Raw genomic sequence first — 19,462 nt, forward strand, 5'->3', positions numbered from 1 at the left:
TCCCGACGCTTGTTTACATTAGATTTTACAGCGTTTCTATGAATTCTTTGAAGAATAACTAACAATATTTCAATTATCGTGCATTAATATTACTAAATACCGAATTAAGCAAAATTCGATTATCAGATGTGTAATTTAAGATTTTTTTAACAGTCCAATAATATTTTTAAAATTTAACATAAATAAGAATCTTAAATTTATACAGATTTACACCGTAATTAACCCTGAGAAACACAAACATGTACAAACCTTTATTGTATAGACAACTAAGTTCATAAATTAAAAGCCAAGTCTGTTAATCCAACTAACAAACCCAAGTCGATCACCTAAACAGAGCCAACTATTCAAATGTTACTATTTTCAGAATAAAGCGCTATAACACGTAGTATGCATACAATTATTTAAAACATCATACCAGCGTTAAAAAAATAAGAATATTAAAAAGTAGAAATTTAAAAACCAGATACTTAGCCAGGAAGTCCGAGGATCCAACCATTCGAAAACAACCCGTTAATTCAAATAGAAAAATACATTATGATCCAGTATATACAACCAGCATTGAACCATCTGTAAAATCACCAGAATCCCTATCCAATTGGGTATAAAAATTAAAATATGTATAAATTAGTGAGAGAAGAAAATGACTTTGCACTGTATCGTCAGGCTACATCAGCAATAGCCTGAACGTATTCGGAAGGAGTTTTACCGGTACGCTTTTTAAACGCTTTATTAAAGGAAACACGGTTACTAAACCCAGATTTAAAAGCGATATCCAATACTTTAAAATCATCGGATTGATCCCTGAGAAGCTCCCTGGCCCTTCGAACCCTATAATCATTAAGCAATTCATAAAAGCTTCTATTAAACTCCTGATTGATTACCTGAGACACGCTATATCGATCACTATTCAGCTTTTCAGCCAACTGATTCAACGTGATCTCTGAATCTAGATAGATACGTTCATTCTCGAGTATATTAAGCAAGTCAGTCTTTAGATTTTGAGCAAGACTTTTTGTAAGCCCTGAATTTTTATATTTCACATTACTCTCCTCTTCTGATGAATCAGCCTGAATGATCGCTGAATTTCGAATTACCATAAACAATTTAGGACGTAATAATAAGCTTAACCCAACGAAAAAGGTGAATAAAGAAAAACAGATCGCCACAAAGATTCTTGAAACATATGACGTGATATGATCAGAGAAATTGAGAAATATATAACTCAATGAAAATCCAAAGACCACAAAAAATACAAGCAGTGTGAGATACCATCTTCTTTCAACAAAAACAAGTTTATTGAGGTTATTGCGAAATAATCGAATAGATAAAATCTGATAAATGACCAACTGTAAAATAAAGATCAAAGGAGTACCATTTAGTATAGCGGCCAGACCATGACTAGGGTCATCCTCAAAAAAGTTCCTTAAGATAAAGCCCAGCAATATAATCGCAAACAAGGAGAAGTGCTTGAAATAGGTTGATCTGTAAAGAATCTTTTCATTAGTTTCCTGATCCATCTTATATTTCAAATACAGATAGAATAATGGCGCCCACATAAAAACTAATACCTGAAAAACAGGTTGTCCGAATACATAGTTGATATTATTTGCCCAGTTCAGGTCCCATTCTAGGATGAATTGTCCGATACATATAAGAAAAAGTGATAAAAAAACAACGCCTCGATTTTTCTTTGAAAACTTTAGTAATAATACCAGGGCAATCATCAGCGCACTAAACGCAGAAACCATGAAAAGTACATTCAGCAGATCGAGTTGTAAAAGATAAAAAACATAGTCTTTCATCAGAACCCTAACCTTATTATCCATTGGTTCGGAAGACACAGCACTATTCTCGAACGATTGCATTTGAGCAACATCCTGTTTTCCGATTTCAATAAGACATTCCTGAATATAAAAGTCGATTAATTTTATATCATGACACCCCTTCTTCTTGGCTAATTGAAAATAACTATAAGCTTTATGATAATTCTTATATTCAAGTTCACATTTTGCCAATGCATACGTATCGTCGGCTGTTAAATCTGCAATTGAAGTATCAGAGTAGATAGCATATTTCTCCATATCACAACGTCCGCTCATGGATGATAAATCACTCTCTTGAGCAAAAACCGGTGATATGACCAGTAAAAACAAAAAGTATATCGGTATCAGTCTAGCTAACAAATCTATATAAATTCATGACTAAGGCGAGGGTAAAGATATGATATTATTTGAGTTTTAAAAAATTATAACCGCTTCCCCCTTAGCACAAACGCTTAGTTTTTAAGAAATCCCAAGAATACCCTAGTAAAATCATCAACTATTAGGGATTTTAATATCGCTTTAACACGATAACCACATAAAATAGTCTAATATATTGAAGTCTTATAGCAGGGTACCCGCTAACTATCAAACCAAAAAAATACGCTCTATTCAAATAGAAACATTACTTTTCTTTAAAACATAATGTTCCCATAAAAAGAGAGCGTATTCAATAAATAGATTTACTAAGATTTTTATTCGCTTACCTTAGTATAATGAATGTCATCAAGTGATTTAAGGGTATCAGCAGCCGATTCCGCCGTAATATCTCTTTGTGGATTCGCAAACATCTCGTAGCCCACCATAAATTTCTTTACTTCAGCAGAGCGCAACAATGGTGGATAGAATGACATATGGAAATGCCAGGCATCATGGTTCTCACCATCAGTCGGTGCCTGATGGATTCCTGAAGAATATGGGAAAGATGTCTCAAAAAGGTTATCGTAACGAATGGTAAGTTTTTTCAGGATCTGTGCAAAGGCAACTTGTTCCTCCTCATTCAACTGCCCAATATGCTGATAATGCTTTTTTGGAACGATCATCGTCTCATAAGGCCATACTGCCCAATAAGGAATAAGCGCTACAAAATGTTCATTTTCCACAATGATACGTTCATTTAGCTCCAGTTCCTGCTTGAGATAATCTCCCAGCAAACTACTACCGTTAGCTTCCCAGTACTCCTTTTGCTTCACCTGTTTCTTCATCACTTCCTGCGGGATACTTTTTTGTGACCAGATCTGACCATGCGGATGCGGATTACTACATCCCATTATAGCTCCCTTATTCTCAAAGATCTGAACATGATTGATTCCAGGTATTGCTCCCAGCTCCTCATACTCTTTCTTCCAAAGTCTTATCACTGTTGTGATCGCTTCCTCTGTCATCAAAGGAAGTGTAAGCGAATGATCGGGTGAAAAACAGACCACTTTACACAAACCGGTCTCGGTCTCCGCTTTTAAGAGACCATCATTGATCGTTTCTTCATCAACATCACTTAGCAATGCAGAAAAGTCATTGACGAAACTATACGTTTCCGTGTATACCGGGTTCTTCTCCCCTCCTGCCCTCGTGTTACCAGGACATAAGTAACATTCAGGATCATGCGTCACCTTTTCAGGCTCTGCTTTTTTATCCTTTTTACCTTGCCATGGGCGTTTCGTACGATGTGGAGATACCAGTATCCATTCTCCCGTTAATATGTTATACCTTCTGTGAGGTTTTGAATTAAATGTATTTTCCATTTTAAACTCTTTTTACTCCGTCACTCACCTTAACTCTGATAGGAGTTAATTCGATGCCGAATTCTGTTTTATAGGCTTCCGAAACTTCCCCTATATACGTATCTATATAATCTTTATGGATAAGGTTGATCGTACAACCACCGAAACCTCCACCCATCATTCTGGATCCAAGAACTTCTTCATGACTTTTAGAGAAATCAACCAGGAAATCGAGTTCTGCACAACTCACTTCATACATATCCTTCAATCCTTTATGAGACTCATACAGGTATTGACCGAATAATTGAAATAATTCATCATGTAATGCATTGGCAGCCATAATCACCCTACCATTTTCCATAGCAGCATAACGTGCTCTCTGATAAGATTTACCCGGAAATTTGTCTTTTAATGCATCAATGACCTCAACCGGGGTTGTGGCAAGGTGATCATACTGTGGATGCACCGCTTTGATAATCTCCATAGCGGTTTCACATTCCTGCCTTCTCACATTATACTGACTCGAAGCCAGGTTATGAGATTTATTGGTGTTTAATAATACCAATTCATAGGGTTCAAGGTCTGCTGTGATATACTCATATTCCAAAGTATCACTGTTTAGTTTAATCAGCTTATTCTTCTTCCCTTTTACTACCGCAAATTGATCCATGATACCACATTTAGTCCCAACGTAATGATGCTCTGCATCACGACTTAGGGTTATGATCTCAAGATCCGAAAGTTTTAATTTGAACAATTCATTGAGTCCTTTAGCAACCCCACTTTCCAGTGCAGCTGAAGAACTGATCCCTGACCCAATCGGTAAATGGCTTTCGATCGAACATTTAAAACCGCCAAGTTTACCCGGACGTAGTTGTTGAATGAAATGAACAACTCCAAGTATATAATTTTCCCATTCCACATCTGAAGGCTTTACATCCGTTAATGAAAATGTAAATTTCTTGTCTACGTTCTTTGAATATACCTCGCATAGATCAGAATCAGTCTTACTGAATTCAAGATTGATCTTCTTGTCTATTGCGGCCGGCAATACAAATCCTCCATTGTAATCGATGTGTTCCCCAATCAGGTTGATTCTTCCGGGAGCAGCGATTGTAACCACTTCCGTTGTTGATAATGTAGCCATTACGATTGTACCTCTTTTAGTTAAAATTTCAGTTAAGTATGTGTTTTATGGGTACAAAAATAATAAACGTATTAATTACGTTTATTATTTTTTTGTAAATTTTACCTCAATTTAACAAAGCGCGATAAATTTACAGTCATGAAATCAGGTTACACAGATCAGTACAACACCAGAAATAAAATGTACGTGGCCACAGACTGTATCGTCTTTGGCTTTGATGAAGATGGACTCAAGCTCCTGTTATTTAAGCGTAAAGTAAAACCTGACGAAGGTAAATGGTCGTTGATAGGTAGCTTTGTTGAACTCGAAGAAGACGTCGACGATGCGGCAAGAAGGGTTCTTAAGGAGATCACAGGACTGGAGGATGTTTTTTTCGAACAATCCTACACCTACGGTAAGGCTGAACGTGACCCAGGATATCGCTGTATCTCAATCGCGCAGTTTGCATTGATCCGTATCAATGATCACGACCGAGAACTCGTAAAGAACTATGGTGCTTCCTGGCATAATATAGAATCGGTTCCACAACTCGTTCTAGATCATGACCGAATGGTACGCGATGCCTTTCAAAAATTAAGAGACCGTGCCCGAAGACGTCCGATCGGATTTGAGCTGCTACCTGAAAAATTCACCATTCCACAACTGCAACAACTTTACGAAGCAATTTATCAGCGTAAACTCGATTCCAGAAATTTCAGAAAGAAAGTGATCTCCTTAAAGGTCCTTGAAAAACTGGAAGAAAAAGACAAAACCTCTTCCAAACGAGGTGCCTACCTCTACAAATTCGATCATGACAACTATCTGAAACTACAGGAATCAGGTATTAACTTCGAGATCTGAGTTAAAAACGGAATAAATAGATACGCGTCGCATTTTGTATATTGCACCGTTTGGATGTACCCGAAAAAACTGTCAGAAGCATGGATCGACTTTCAAAAATAAGTTGCGTATTATACCTCCTACTCGGGTTAACATCACTTATTTGCCGGAGTCAATCGGATGTGCAATTCAGACACTTGAATCAGACAGACGGACTCTCCTATGGAAGAGTTACCAGTATTGTGAGAGAGCTGGATGGTTTTCTTTGGATCGGAACCAAAAACGGATTAAACCGATATGATGGTACAGAAATCCGTATTTATAACAAGACCAACAGTGCAATACAATCAAACGATATTTCCGATCTCCTTATTGACTCCAGACAACGCCTCTGGGTCACCACATTAGGAGGTGGACTTCATCGGTATGATGAAACACTCGATGATTTTATCAGCTATAAGCATAACTTTAAAACTGCAGATGCCTTACCTTCTAACCAGATTAATACCCTTATCGAAGACCATGATGGTCTATTATGGCTTGGAACAGAGAATGGTCTAAGTCGATTTAATCCTGAAAAAGAAGAATTCCGCAATTTCTTCTATATGAAAGGCTCACAGAACACACTTTCCCATAACAGCATCATGGCGCTGACCACTGATGAGAGCGGTCAAATATGGATCGGAACCTTCGGTGGCGGATTGAACAGATTCGACCCGGATACCGAGATTTTTGAAAAGATCATTCCTGAGTCAGAGGTCTTTATCGACTTTATACATTGCCTGACCTTCCTCAATTCGAATGAACTATTGGTAGGTTGTCGTGGCAGTGGATTAGTAGCTTATAATTTGAAAGAACAAAAATTCCATCAACTAAAAACCGATAATGACAATCTGTTTATGGAGGGTGATATTATCAGAGCAATTCAAAAGGATGCAACCAACCGGATCTGGATCGGTTCAGATGGTGCTGGATTATTCCGATTATCCCCAGGACCAGATGACATCTATGAGGTAGAAAACTTCCAGCACAGCCCTCAACAATCCTCATCTATCTCAGGAAATGGAATCTATGATATTTATGTCGATGAAGATGGGACTATATGGATCGGCACCGCCTGGAGCGGAATTAATTTTTTGAACAGCAACCTTAAATATGATTTTTACTATAGTGATTTTAAAGGTGACAATCCATCTCCAGTCTTAAGTATCTACAAAGAACAAGGGCGATTGTTTTTGGGACTTGATGGTGAAGGACTCAGTGTTTATGATTCCTTAAATAAAAATATCCGCAGATTCAACAGTGAGCTTACACAAGGTTTCAAGGGAGATTTTATACAATGTATCACCAAGACATCAAAGGGTACATATTTATTAGGAACCTACACAAATGGCTTTTTGGAATGCAATTTCGAAACCAATAAATTCATATCAATACAACACGAACCGGGCAACCCTCAATCACTTAGCTACAATGATGTACGCAGTATCATCGAAGACCGCTCAGGTAATCTTTGGTTAGGTACCTGGGGAGGTGGGCTGAACTTTAAAAATGGTCAAACCGGAGACTTTAGCAACTACCGGGCAAATCCTGCAAATCCCAATGCTATTTCCAGTGATAATGTAATCGGCATCTTAAAAGATTCAACCGGTCTATGGGTCGCCACTTTTGGCGGTGGCTTAAACCGCTTCGATTTTAAAGACCAGAATTTTAGCGCTTTTAGAAATATAGAAGGAGATTCTCTAAGTATAGCGAGTAACAATATATTAAGCATCTACAAAGATAAAAAGGGAAAGATCTGGATAGGTACTTCCGGAGAAGGCATTAATCGATTCGATCCTGTCAAAAAAAGTTTTGAAAGATTTTCCGGGGAAACGGCACTGCGTTATGCAACGGTAACCGCAATTACACAAGATAACGCTGGCAAGATTTGGTTCAGCACCAAAAAAGGGATATTCAGTTATGACCATGAACATAACACTTTTAATAATTACCCTTATTTACAGGATGAGTATCATATAAATTCAGTCTTTAAAGATCCTTCCGGAAATCTTTATTTTGGTGGAAGTAAAGGTGCGATTGGTTTTGATCCCGCAAAACTCAAATATCACGAAACCCAAAAACCGGTATTGCTCACCGATTTTAAATTATTTAACCGTTCGGTACCCATTGCTAAGGATGGAATATTAACCACTTCTGTTTCTAATACTAAAGAGATCGTTTTGGAACACGATATGAACGTGATAAGTTTCGATTTCACTGCCTTGTCATTTCCGGTATCCTCAAACATGGAATACGCTATTAAACTGGAGAATTTTGACCCAAACTGGAGAAATATCGGCAATAACAGAACTGCTACTTATACCAACCTTTCTCCTGGCACCTATACCTTCAAGGTCAAAAGTCGTGAGAAAGGCAGCTTATGGAGTGAGGGATATACTCAAGTGGACCTTAAAGTAAAATATCCGGTGTGGCTCCGCTGGTGGGCAGTGCTCAGTTATGTACTACTGGCAGTGCTGCTACTTTATCTCTTTCGAAAATACACGATCGCCTGGGAACGTATGAAATCAAATCTTCTACTGGAAAAAATGACCCATGAAAAAGACAATGAATTATCCCTTCAGAAACAACAGTTCTTCACAAACGTTTCTCATGAAATCAGAACACCGGTTACCCTCATTCTAAATTCGGTAAACAGGATTCTGGAAAGCAGCAAAGGAAAATTAAAAAATACTGATCCTTCTACGCTCATCCTGAAAAAGAACAGTGAACACCTGCTACAGTTGGTAAATGAACTCCTGGACTTCAGAAAACTTGAAAATCTGAGTTCACCCATAAAAGTATCCAGAAACGATCTGATTGAACTTTGTAAGGAAATATACTGGTCATTCAATGAGCTTGCTGATAAAAAAGAAATTGAATTCTATTTTGAACAAGACACAGATACCCTTTTCCTCTTTTATGATACTAAACAACTTGAACGGGTTATCTACAATCTACTCTCCAATGCCCTGAAGTTCACCAGAGCCGGAGGAAAGGTAACGGTGAAAGTGAAAGAAGATTCAGAGCACGCCTATATTATTGTAGAAGATACCGGAATGGGTATGAATAAGGAACAACTGGACCGGATATTCGACAGATTTTATCAAACTGAGAATGCTGATAAGATCAAAGAAACCGGATCTGGTCTGGGGCTAAGTATCAGCAAAGAGATCCTGAAATGGCACCAGGCAGGAATTCAGGTAACCAGCGAGCCTGGATGTGGCAGTATATTTACGGTAACATTGAGAAAAGGTAAGGACCATTTTAATCAGGAACTAATGTACCTGGAAAGCACCGGGGAGAAACCCTATAATCTGGTTGATATAACAGGATTCGACCTTCAGGATCCGGATCTTTCAGATTTAAAGGATCAGACCATTCTCCTGGTGGAGGATAATCAGTCAATCCGATTCTATCTAAAACAATTATTGGAACCCCATTGTCACATTCTCGAAGCTGAGAACGGTAAAGAAGGATTGGAAAAAACGCTGACCTTTATGCCGGACCTGGTAATTAGTGATATCATGATGCCATTAATGGACGGTCTTGCTTATACAAAAGCACTTAAATCGGATATGAGAATCAGTCATATTCCGGTAATTCTGCTAACGGCCCGATCCTCCGTAAACCATCAGGCCGAAGCTTTCGAAACCGGTGCCGATGCATTTATCACAAAACCTTTCAATGAGATAATTCTGCAAGCAAGAATAAAGAACATCATTCACAACCGTAAAGAAATTCGAAAGAAATTTGCCGCTGCTTCGGGCATTATCGACTCCCTTACAATAAATAACAGCGACCAGCAATTTCTGGAGAACCTAACGAAGATCATTACAAATCATCTGGATACAGAGGAGCTTTCAGCTACATTTATCGCAAATGAAATGGGAATGAGTCATTCAGTGATCTATAAAAAGATCAAATCATTAACCGGTATGACCCTTGTAGAATATCTTCGGGATTTCAAGCTGAAGGCTGCCCGAGAACTTATTGAAGTTAAAGGGATGAACGTTTCTGAAGCCTGTTTCAGAACCGGTTATACAGACCGAAAATACTTCAGTAAACAATTCAAGAAAAAGTTCGGTAAAAATCCTTCAGAATACATGCAACAGCATTAATAACGCTTAAACTTTTTTAAAGGTCACGCGCCCATTTTAACGAAATCAATTCTCCATACGACCCATTTTTAAAGGGCTTGCGAAAGATCTACGAAAAAACACCCCCTATTTAACGAATTTCTCACCCCTGAATTATTACGCAAACGTTTTAATTGCACTCGTTATGAATATTCCTCAATTATCGGAGTAATTTTTTAATAAATCGACAATTTAGAATAGCATAACATACAATAAACACAATAATTCAAACTAGCTATTACATGAATAAGGATCAACTTCGAAATTTTCGCAAGATGCGAAAGGATCTGCAATGGGCCTTGCTATTTCTTCTGGCACCATTGATTATGCAGGCTCAGGATATTACCGTAACGGGTACTATAACTGAGGCCGCCACAGGAACTCCGTTACCAGGAGTCAATGTTATGGAAATTGGTACATCGAATGGTACCACTACTGACTTTGACGGGAATTATACCCTTAAGACAACTGTCAATGCAATACTGCGGTTTACTTACATCGGTTTTAAACAGGAAGATCGCCCTGCGACCAGCAGCATAATCAATGTTGCACTTGTAGAAGACTCGCAGCAATTGGATGAAGTCGTTGTCATCGGGTACGGAACCACTAAAGTAAAGGATGCTACCGGAGCAATAACTTCTGTTACCGCTGAATCATTCAATAAGGGGAACATCGTTACACCGGAAAACCTTTTAAGTGGACGTGTTGCCGGATTAACGATAAACACAGGTGGGGAACCAGGATCAGGATCCAATATCAGGATCCGTGGTGGTGCTTCTCTGGGAGCTTCCAATGATCCGCTTATTGTGATCAACGGACTGCCGATCGACAATAACACCATCGGTGGCTCTCGGTCGATACTCAGTACCATCAATCCAAATGATATCGATTCATTTACCGTATTGAAAGATGCTTCTGCAACAGCGATCTATGGTTCTCGGGCATCAAACGGGGTGATTTTGATTACCACTAAGAAAGGAACTAAACGCCTGGCTGTGAATCTTGATCTGCAAGCCGGAGTAAATACACTCACCAATACGGTTGATGTATTTTCCGCAGAAGAGTTCAGGGACGTTGTTTCTGAAAATAATCCGGCATTACTACCCCTGTTAGGAAATGCTGATACCGATTGGCAAGAAGAAATGTACCGTACCGGAATCTCTTCTTCACAGAACCTTTCTGTACAGGGATCACTTTTCGAACAGGTTCCCACCCGACTTTCACTGGGTCATACGATTCAGGAAGGTTTGCGGCTAACTTCACAATACGAAAGAAGTACCCTGGGACTAACCATGAATCCTGACTTTTATGACAATCACTTAAAAGTGACATTCAATGCTAATGCAACCTTTGAAAAGAACAGATTTGCCGCAGGTCAGGAAGGTAATGCAATAACCTTTGATCCTACTCAGCCCGTTTATGATGAAAATTCACCCTTTGGCGGATATTTCCAATATTATAATTTAAACAATGACGGAGTTCTGGATATCAATGATCTAACACCAAATGCACCATTCAACCCTGTTGCCCAATTATTACAGACTGAGAGCATCAGTAACGTTCGTAGGTTCTACGGAAATACAAAACTGGACTATAAGTTTCATTTCCTTCCGGAAATGAGTGCGGTGGTCAATGTAGGTTTCGATGAACAGTCTTCCGATGGTTATGTATTGGTTTCAGATGAAAACCCTGTTACACAACCTGACGGAACGTTTCAGGGTTCCCACTCTACCTATGAGAACTATCAACGTAATACCTTGTTCGATGGTTATCTGGCTTACAACAAGGATATCGGGAATTTCAATATCGATGCAACTGCAGGATATTCCTATCAGAAATTTGAAAGCAGTCAATATGTTTCCGGTGAGCTTAGAAATGATCAACCGGATACTGAACCGGTTCTGAACGTGGATACCGACCTGGTATTAATAGGGTTCTTTGCCCGTGCTAATTTATCCTTTGAAGATAAATACCTGCTTACACTATCTTACAGACGTGATGGAACTTCACGTTTTAGCAAAGAGAATCGTTGGGGTAATTTCCCTGCAGCAGCATTTGCATGGAAGCTCAAGGATGAATTCTTCGAAGACTCTGAAACAATTTCCACCTTAAAATTAAGACTGGGATGGGGAATCACCGGACAACAGGACATCGGAAGAACAAATGGTGATCTGTTTCTGGCCCGATATGTTCGTGGGTTACCGGCTTCACAATATCAATTCGGCGATAGTGTAATAGGTATAGGAATACCACAATTTCGTAATGAAGAACTCAAATGGGAAGAGACCTTTACCTATAATGCCGGGGTAGATTTTGGTTTTCACGACGACCGTATAACCGGTTCCGTAGAAGCCTTTTATAAAGAATCAAAGGATCTGCTGGCTAATGCCGCAATATCGGATGGTTCAAACTTCAGCAATTCCGGTTATCAGAACATTGGAAATTTCACTGCAAAGGGTATCGAGTTTACCATAAATGCAGACCTTGTCAAAAATGAAGAGAAAGGCTTTAACTGGAATGTGAACTATAATGCCACACTCATCAGAACCGAGATCAAAAAACTGGCACTTGATCAGGATCAGGAAGTCGGTGGTATCAGTGGTGGTGTTGGAAATACAGCCCAGATCCACCGCGTTGGATATGCACCATTCTCATTCTATGTCTACAAACAGGTTTATGATAATGAAGGTAAACCTATTGAAGGGGGTTATGCCGATCTGAACGGTGATAATCTGATCAATAGCAATGACCGATACATCTTCAAAAAAGGTGCCCCTGATGTAACCATGGGCTTTATGTCAAATATGTCTTATCATGATTTCGATCTTTCATTCAATCTGCGAGCTAACATTGGGAACTATGTATACAACAATGTAAACTCGGCCAGAGCACAATACAATCTCCTTCAGAACAATGCTGTCGTGGCAAACCTGCCCAGTTCAGTGCTGGAAAGCGGATTCACTACCACAGAAGATGTAATCCTGTCTGACTATTATATCGAAAACGCATCCTTCTTGAAAATGGATAATATCACACTGGGTTATACATTCGAAAAAACCTGGAGTGAACGAAGCAGTATTCGCCTTTCCGCAGGTGTACAAAACGTTTTCACGATCACGAACTACAGTGGCCTGGATCCGGAAGTATTTTCAAATGGAATTGATAATACGCTTTACCCCAGACCGAGAACCTTCCTAATAGGAGCAAATGTCAGATTCTAAAATGAAAGTCATGAAACATATTTTTAATATAAAACCATATTATATCCTCGTACTTTGCTGCCTTCTGGCAGGGTGTGTAAACGACCTGGATGTAGAGCCCGGTGATCCGAATACTGTGCTCGATGAAGATTTTTACACCTCACCTGAATCCTACAAGGAAGGACTTGCGGGTGTTTATGCCAACCTGAGTCTTACAGGAACAGATGGAGCAGATAATTCAAATATCAGTGGGTTGGATGCCGGAACGAGTCAGTACGGACGAGGCCTTTGGAATCTTCAGGAGCTCACCACCGACGAAGCGATCTGGTCCTGGGAAAATGATCCGGGTCTGCGTGAATTAAACAGAAACACCTGGACATCAGAGAATGTGATCTTAAGAGGATTCTTTGGAAGAGTGATGACCCAGGTGGCCTTCGGAAATGAATATTTACGTCAGACTACCGAAGACAAACTAAATGAACGAGGGGTTAGTAGTGAACAACAGGCTGAGATCTCCGTCTACAGAGCCGAAGTAAGATTCTTACGTGCTCTGGCCTATTATCACATGATGGACATCTTTGGAAAAGCTCCTTTTGTTACTGAGAACGACCCAGTAGGTGCCTACCAGTCACCTCAATATAACCGTCAGGAACTTTTCGACTATATTGAGAATGAATTACTGGAGATCCTTCCGCAACTTCAAGAACCGTTACAAAATGAATATGCAAGGGCCGACAAAGCTGCTGCATGGATGCTTTTAGCAAAGATCTATTTAAATGCAGAGGTATATACCGGCGTATCCCGATACGCTGATTGCATGGAGTACTGTGAACAAATTATTGGCGCCGGATATGCTTTAAGCGACAACTACAGTTACAATTTTATGGCCGACAATCATACTGCTCCTGCACGCAACGAGATCATATTCCCGATTGTTTCAGATGGTATCACAACCCAAAACTACGGTCCGACTACCGTTGCCATCAACGGACAAGTAGGGTCACAGGAAGCTAATGGAGAACAATTCGGTGTTAATGCCGGAGGCTGGAATGGTGCTATAAGGGTTCCTCAGGAGTTTTCCGAAACCTTTATTTCCGGTAACTATCAAACTGATGACAGAAACACCCTCATCACTGCTGATCGTACAATCAATATACCCGATGTTTCCGACAGAGAGACCGGTTATATAATCGGGAAATGGTTCAATAAGACCAAAGCCGGGAATAACGGATCGGCATTGGAGATCGTAGACACCGATTTCCCGATGTTCAGGCTTGCCGATGTATATCTGATGTACGCAGAAGCAAACCTCAGAGGCGGCGGAGGCTCTTCTTCACTGGCTGTAGATTATATAAATGCCCTCAGAAACAGAGCCCATAACCCGGTTAACATTACCAATAACAGCCTTTCACTGGATCTGGTACTAAACGAACGACTGGTGGAATTACACTGGGAAGGTCACAGACGACAAGATCTCATCCGTTTCAACAGATTTGTGGGGGGAACCTACAATTGGTCTTGGAAGGGAAATGCTCCCGGTGGAATATCGATAGGTCAGAACCGTACCATATTTCCGATCCCAAGTGCAAGTCTTGCTGCAAATCCAAACTTAACTCAAAACGAGGGCTACTAACTAAAAAAACACACACTGATGAAAAAAATAGTCTTAACACTCAGTATAATTATTACCACCTTGTCACTGGGTTCCTGTGATAAGAATGAATCACTTGAATTCACTGCGCAACCCGATCCTGAAGGAGTTCAATTCAGTAATTCCTTCAGTTCAGAATATTTATTATCGGAGGAGTCCGGAACGAACCTTGCCGAACGTTTCTTTTGGAATGAAGTCGATTTTGATGCTCCGGTGAATATTTCCTATGATCTCGAGGCATCTCTCGATGCAGCTTTTGAAACAGTTGAACTCTTAGGTACAACTAATGAGACTAATCTCGCGGTGACCATCGATCAACTTATCGATATGGCTGAAGACCTGGGACTTGATGACGACCCTAATACAACCGATGAGAATGGTTTAGCCAATGACACAGGTGTGATCTATTTCAGACTTCATGCCTATGCCGGAACAGGGGCAGCCAATACCGTAGAGGTCTACTCAGAAGTACAACCTTTAACGGTGAGATTTGTAGAAAAGTCTGATCCAGGTGCAGGATGTCCTTCGATCTATGGTCTTGGTGATGCTCTTACTGATGCGCAATGGAATTGGAATACCAGAATTGAATTTTCATGTGACGGAGAAGTCTATACCGGAAGAGCTACAATGGGAAGCGGAAATTTCAGATTCTTTGAAACCGAAGGTGACTGGGCATCTGGTCTGGGTTACAGCTACTTCACCGAAGAAGGTTTTACAATAGATGCTAATTTGGCTGATTCAGGAGATGGTGATAGTAATTTCACATTTACAGGGACTCCCGGAATCTATGAAATCATTATCGATAACACCAATAAGACCATCACACTGAATGAATCCACCCCGATCTATGCAGTAGGCGATGCAGTTCCAGGCAGCTGGACCTTTGAAGGAGCAGTAACCTTAACTGAAATTTCCCCGTATATCTATGCTGCAAATCTTGATTTCAACAGTGGTATTTTCAGATTTTTCACGATTAACGGCGACTGGGGAAGTGACCTTAAGTATAGCTATTTTGATGATGAGGGTTATACTATTGATTCCAGACTTGCCAGTGCGGAAGATAACGATGGTAATTTTACCTTTGCAGGTGATGCCGGCAATTATACCATGACTATAAACATGATCGAAAAAACACTTACACTTGAATGATTATTTCAGATTTTCATATAGTTAGCTTGTTCATGGATGATGCCGGGAATCCGGCATCATTCTTTGATATCAGCTGACTTACAAACTCTTAAAAACTATGAAAACAATGAGACTCTTAATACTTTTTTTCAGCACAATACTTTTGAGCCATTGCTCCAATAATGAACAACCAAGCACTCCTGATGAAGGTGAGGAACCCGAAACGGAAACACCGGTTGAAGAAAACGAAAAACCAGATTTTTACTACGGAGCGGATCTGTCCTATGTCAATGAAATGGTAGATTGTGGTGCCGAATATAAAGATCAGGACGGTGTTGTAAAAGACCCGTACAAAATCTTCGCTGAAGCAGGTACAAATCTTGTTCGGGTACGATTATGGAACAACCCTGACTGGACTGAATATTCCAATCTGGATGATGTCAAACGTACTATTCGAAAAGCCAAGGAAGAAAACATGAATGTATTACTGGATTTCCATTATTCCGACTCCTGGGCAGATCCGGAAAAACAGGAGATCCCTAAAGCCTGGGAATCCAATATCGATGATACTGAAGCACTCGGAAATCAACTGTATGAATACACCTACTCCACCTTAAAAACCTTAAATGACGAAGGACTTTTACCGGAAATGGTTCAAGTTGGAAATGAGATCAATGGTATGATCCTTCAAAAAGGTGAATTGGAATGGCCTATAAACTGGGAAAGAAATGCCTCCCTGATCAATAAGGGACTTAAAGCGGTTCGTGATATATCCGAAGAACTGGATACAGATATTGAGGTTATGCTTCACATCGCTCAACCGGAGAATGCCTTATGGTGGTTCGAACAAGCAACCGAAAATGGGGTTACCAACTATGACTGGATCGGTTTATCCTATTATCCACTTTGGTCCGAATATGATCTGAATAATGTTGGTACTCCTTTAAAGACCTTGGTCGATACTTACCAAAAACGCCTGATGATCGTGGAAACAGCCTATCCGTTCACCATGGAAAATGCAGACGGCGCTAATAACATACTCGACAATAATGCATTGATCAACGGATACCCGGCATCACCCCAGGGACAGCTCGATTATATGAATAAATTAAAAGAGATCGTAGCCACCAGTGGCGGAGAAGGATTGATCTACTGGGAACCTGCCTGGGTCTCCACTGATTGCAGTACACTTTGGGGTCAGGGGTCTCACTGGGATAATGCAACTATGTTCGATTTCAACAATCAGGCAACAATTGGTCTGAACTATTATAACGCTGCAAAAGATAATTAATATATTATACCCAAAAACCTATGAAGCGAAAATTAGAAAGAATGAAGTATCTGCTTTTCGGAATATGTATAGTGATCTCGATGATGCAGAACTATGCTCAGGAACGAGAGATTATTATACTTGATAAAGATTGGAAATTCAGTAAGGGAGATCCACAGAATGCCTTTCAGGAAAACTTCAATGACGCTTCATGGGAAAAGGTGAATGTTCCACATGACTGGGCGATTTACGGACCTTTTGACAAAGAAATTGACAAACAAACCGTTGCTATTGTACAGAACAAAGAAGAACAGGCAACTGAAAAGACAGGACGTACAGGATCCTTGCCTCATATCGGAACCGGTTGGTACCGCAAAACTTTTGAATTACCCGATCTCAAAGATCAAAAGAAAGTGATTCTTTTCTTTGAAGGTGCCATGAGTGAACCTCAGGTTTATCTAAACGGTAAAAAGGTTGGTGAATGGGCCTATGGTTATGCTTATTTCTATTTTGATGTAACAAAAGACCTCAAACCCGGAAAGAATACACTTGCTGTAAGACTTGAAAACAAGCAATTTGCTTCACGCTGGTATCCCGGGGCCGGACTCTACCGCAAGGTAAGTCTTATCATCAAAGATCCCGTAAGTATCGATCAATGGGGAACTTTTGTTACAACACCGGTTGTTTCTGAGGAAATGGCACAAGTAAATATCAAAACCAAGGTTTCCGGGGAGAACACAACCCTGGTATCCTCCATATATGATGTTGAAGGAAATCTGATCACCCGCGATTCTGCAACTACTGAATTCGGCAATCGTTTCGAACAAAACCTAAAGGTTGACAATCCTTCATTATGGAGCCCTGAAAGTCCATATCGCTATAAGATTGTTTCTGAACTGTATAGTAATGGCAAAAGAACCGATACCTACGAAACCCCATTCGGAATTCGCTCTATCGAATATGATCGAAACAAGGGTTTTGTATTAAATGGCGAGGTGACTAAATTTAAAGGGGTCTGCCTGCATCATGATCTTGGACCACTGGGAAGTGCAATCAATACCTCAGCACTGCGAAGACAACTCACTATTCTTAAAGACATGGGATGTAATGCCATCCGAAGTTCACACAATATGCCTTCCTTCGAACAGCTCGAGCTATGTGATGAAATGGGTTTCCTGTTCTTAGCGGAAAGCTTTGATGAGTGGAAAGTAGCAAAAGTGGAGAATGGTTATAACCGATTCTTTGATGAATATGCGGAAAGGGATGTTGTGAATCTGGTAAGAGCCACCAGAAATCACCCTTCTGTTGTGATGTGGAGTTCCGGAAATGAAGTACCCGACCAATGGGGTAGCGAAGGTGTAAAAAGAGCCAAATGGCTTCAGGATATTTTCCACAGAGAAGATCCTACCCGTCCGGTTACCGTAGGTATGGACCAGGTTAAAGCGACTATGGAATCAGGTTTTGGAGCCATCCTTGACATCCCCGGACTTAATTACCGTGTTCACCTGTATGAAGAAGCCTATGAAAAGTTCCCCCAGGGTCTGATTCTTGGATCTGAAACCGCTTCGACCGTTAGTTCCCGTGGCATCTACAAGTTCCCCGTGGAAAAGGCCAGCATGAAGCAATACGATGATTTTCAGTCGTCCTCCTATGACCTGGAATATTGCAGTTGGTCTAATTTACCTGACGATGATTTTGTATTACAAGATAACAAACCTTGGGTGATCGGCGAATTTGTCTGGACAGGATTCGATTATTTGGGAGAACCCACTCCTTACGATGAGAAATGGCCCTCCAGAAGTTCGTACTTTGGAATATCTGATCTTGCAGGACTTCCTAAAGATCGTTTTTACCTCTATCGCAGCCGATGGAATAAAGAAGAAGAAACCCTTCATATTTTACCACACTGGAACTGGGAAGGTCGTGAAGGTGAAACCACACCGGTATTCGCCTACACGAGTTATCAAAGTGCCGAACTCTTTGTAAATGGCAAAAGTCAGGGTATTCGAAAGAAAAATGATTCAACCCATCAGACCCGATACAGACTTATGTGGATGGATGTAAAATATGAACCGGGAACCCTTAAAGTGATCGCCTATGATAAAAATGGGAAACCCGCCATGGAAAAAGAAGTCACTACTGCCGGGAAACCTTATCAGATCGTATTAGATCCGGACAGAAAAACGATTAAAGCGGATGGAAAAGACATTTCCTTTGTCACTGCCTCTGTGGTTGACAAGAATGGCATCCCCTGCCCCACGGCTACCCATAGCCTAAAGTTCAAAGTCAGTGGAAATGGACACTACCGTGCCGCCTGTAATGGTGATGCAACATCACTTGAACTATTCCATATACCGACAATGAAATTGTTTAGTGGAAAACTGGTCGTTCTGGTACAGTCAGAAGAAGAAGCCGGAACCATGGAACTCAAAGTAAGTGGAAAAGGATTAAAAAGTGCCACTGTAAAAATTAATACTGTTAAATAACACACCTAACAAACACTTTCATAGCGGCCGCCTGATTTCTCA

The 19,462-nt window shown here is 40.3% G+C and carries 10 protein-coding genes; 7 read left to right on the top strand and 3 right to left on the bottom strand.

Going from position 1 to position 19,462, the window contains the following annotated elements; all coding sequences use genetic code 11:
* Window positions 1–659: 659 nt before the first annotated feature.
* The 3 genes from DMZ48_RS07110 to galK form a co-directional block, all read right to left on the bottom strand.
* Window positions 660–2,099, bottom strand: coding sequence for a helix-turn-helix domain-containing protein (locus DMZ48_RS07110; RefSeq protein WP_143954438.1), 1,440 nt, complete (start codon window positions 2,097–2,099; stop codon window positions 660–662).
* Window positions 2,100–2,515: 416 nt separating this feature from the next.
* Window positions 2,516–3,562, bottom strand: coding sequence for a UDP-glucose--hexose-1-phosphate uridylyltransferase (locus DMZ48_RS07115; RefSeq protein ID WP_143954439.1), 1,047 nt, complete (start codon window positions 3,560–3,562; stop codon window positions 2,516–2,518).
* 1 nt (window position 3,563) lies between these two features.
* A complete protein-coding gene (gene galK / locus DMZ48_RS07120) occupies window positions 3,564–4,688 on the bottom strand; it encodes a galactokinase (RefSeq protein WP_143954440.1) in 1,125 nt (374 codons plus the stop codon).
* A 138-nt stretch (window positions 4,689–4,826) separates the two neighbouring features.
* Between galK and DMZ48_RS07125 the strand changes: the two genes are divergently transcribed.
* From DMZ48_RS07125 to galB, 7 genes are all read left to right on the top strand, one after another.
* Window positions 4,827–5,528: an NUDIX hydrolase gene (locus tag DMZ48_RS07125; protein WP_143954441.1), complete on the top strand. Its 702-nt coding sequence runs from the start codon at window positions 4,827–4,829 to the stop codon at window positions 5,526–5,528.
* 80 nt (window positions 5,529–5,608) lie between these two features.
* Window positions 5,609–9,667, top strand: a complete 4,059-nt coding sequence (locus DMZ48_RS07130) for a hybrid sensor histidine kinase/response regulator transcription factor (protein WP_143954442.1) — start codon at window positions 5,609–5,611, stop codon at window positions 9,665–9,667.
* Between the two features lie 260 nt (window positions 9,668–9,927).
* On the top strand, window positions 9,928–12,906 hold the full coding sequence (locus DMZ48_RS07135; RefSeq protein WP_242009145.1) for a SusC/RagA family TonB-linked outer membrane protein: 2,979 nt from the start codon (window positions 9,928–9,930) through the stop codon (window positions 12,904–12,906).
* Window positions 12,907–12,916: 10 nt separating this feature from the next.
* Complete coding sequence (locus DMZ48_RS07140) at window positions 12,917–14,518, top strand: RagB/SusD family nutrient uptake outer membrane protein (RefSeq protein WP_143954443.1); 1,602 nt, start codon at window positions 12,917–12,919, stop codon at window positions 14,516–14,518.
* 18 nt (window positions 14,519–14,536) lie between these two features.
* Window positions 14,537–15,685: a SusE domain-containing protein gene (locus DMZ48_RS07145; RefSeq protein WP_143954444.1), complete on the top strand. Its 1,149-nt coding sequence runs from the start codon at window positions 14,537–14,539 to the stop codon at window positions 15,683–15,685.
* 97 nt (window positions 15,686–15,782) lie between these two features.
* Entirely contained in the window at window positions 15,783–16,955 is a 1,173-nt protein-coding gene (locus DMZ48_RS07150) for a glycoside hydrolase family 53 protein (RefSeq protein ID WP_143954445.1), read from the top strand.
* 20 nt (window positions 16,956–16,975) lie between these two features.
* The gene (gene galB, locus DMZ48_RS07155) at window positions 16,976–19,420 is read left to right on the top strand and encodes a beta-galactosidase GalB (protein ID WP_143954446.1); all 2,445 of its coding nucleotides are present in this window, start codon (window positions 16,976–16,978) and stop codon (window positions 19,418–19,420) included.
* Window positions 19,421–19,462: the final 42 nt, after the last annotated feature.

The organism is Robertkochia solimangrovi, assembly GCF_007279655.1.
GTDB lineage: Bacteria > Bacteroidota > Bacteroidia > Flavobacteriales > Flavobacteriaceae > Robertkochia > Robertkochia solimangrovi.

What these genes read in the sequence shown, in the direction of transcription:
- galB (WP_143954446.1), top strand. Translation starts at nt 16,976, where the DNA reads ATGAAGCGAAAATTAGAAAGAATGAAGTATCTGCTTTTCGGAATATGT.
- DMZ48_RS07130 (WP_143954442.1), top strand. Translation starts at nt 5,609, where the DNA reads ATGGATCGACTTTCAAAAATAAGTTGCGTATTATACCTCCTACTCGGG.
- DMZ48_RS07150 (WP_143954445.1), top strand. Translation starts at nt 15,783, where the DNA reads ATGAAAACAATGAGACTCTTAATACTTTTTTTCAGCACAATACTTTTG.
- DMZ48_RS07140 (WP_143954443.1), top strand. Translation starts at nt 12,917, where the DNA reads ATGAAACATATTTTTAATATAAAACCATATTATATCCTCGTACTTTGC.
- DMZ48_RS07110 (WP_143954438.1), bottom strand. Translation starts at nt 2,099, where the DNA reads ATGAGCGGACGTTGTGATATGGAGAAATATGCTATCTACTCTGATACT.
- DMZ48_RS07145 (WP_143954444.1), top strand. Translation starts at nt 14,537, where the DNA reads ATGAAAAAAATAGTCTTAACACTCAGTATAATTATTACCACCTTGTCA.
- DMZ48_RS07135 (WP_242009145.1), top strand. Translation starts at nt 9,928, where the DNA reads ATGAATAAGGATCAACTTCGAAATTTTCGCAAGATGCGAAAGGATCTG.
- DMZ48_RS07115 (WP_143954439.1), bottom strand. Translation starts at nt 3,562, where the DNA reads ATGGAAAATACATTTAATTCAAAACCTCACAGAAGGTATAACATATTA.
- galK (WP_143954440.1), bottom strand. Translation starts at nt 4,688, where the DNA reads ATGGCTACATTATCAACAACGGAAGTGGTTACAATCGCTGCTCCCGGA.
- DMZ48_RS07125 (WP_143954441.1), top strand. Translation starts at nt 4,827, where the DNA reads ATGAAATCAGGTTACACAGATCAGTACAACACCAGAAATAAAATGTAC.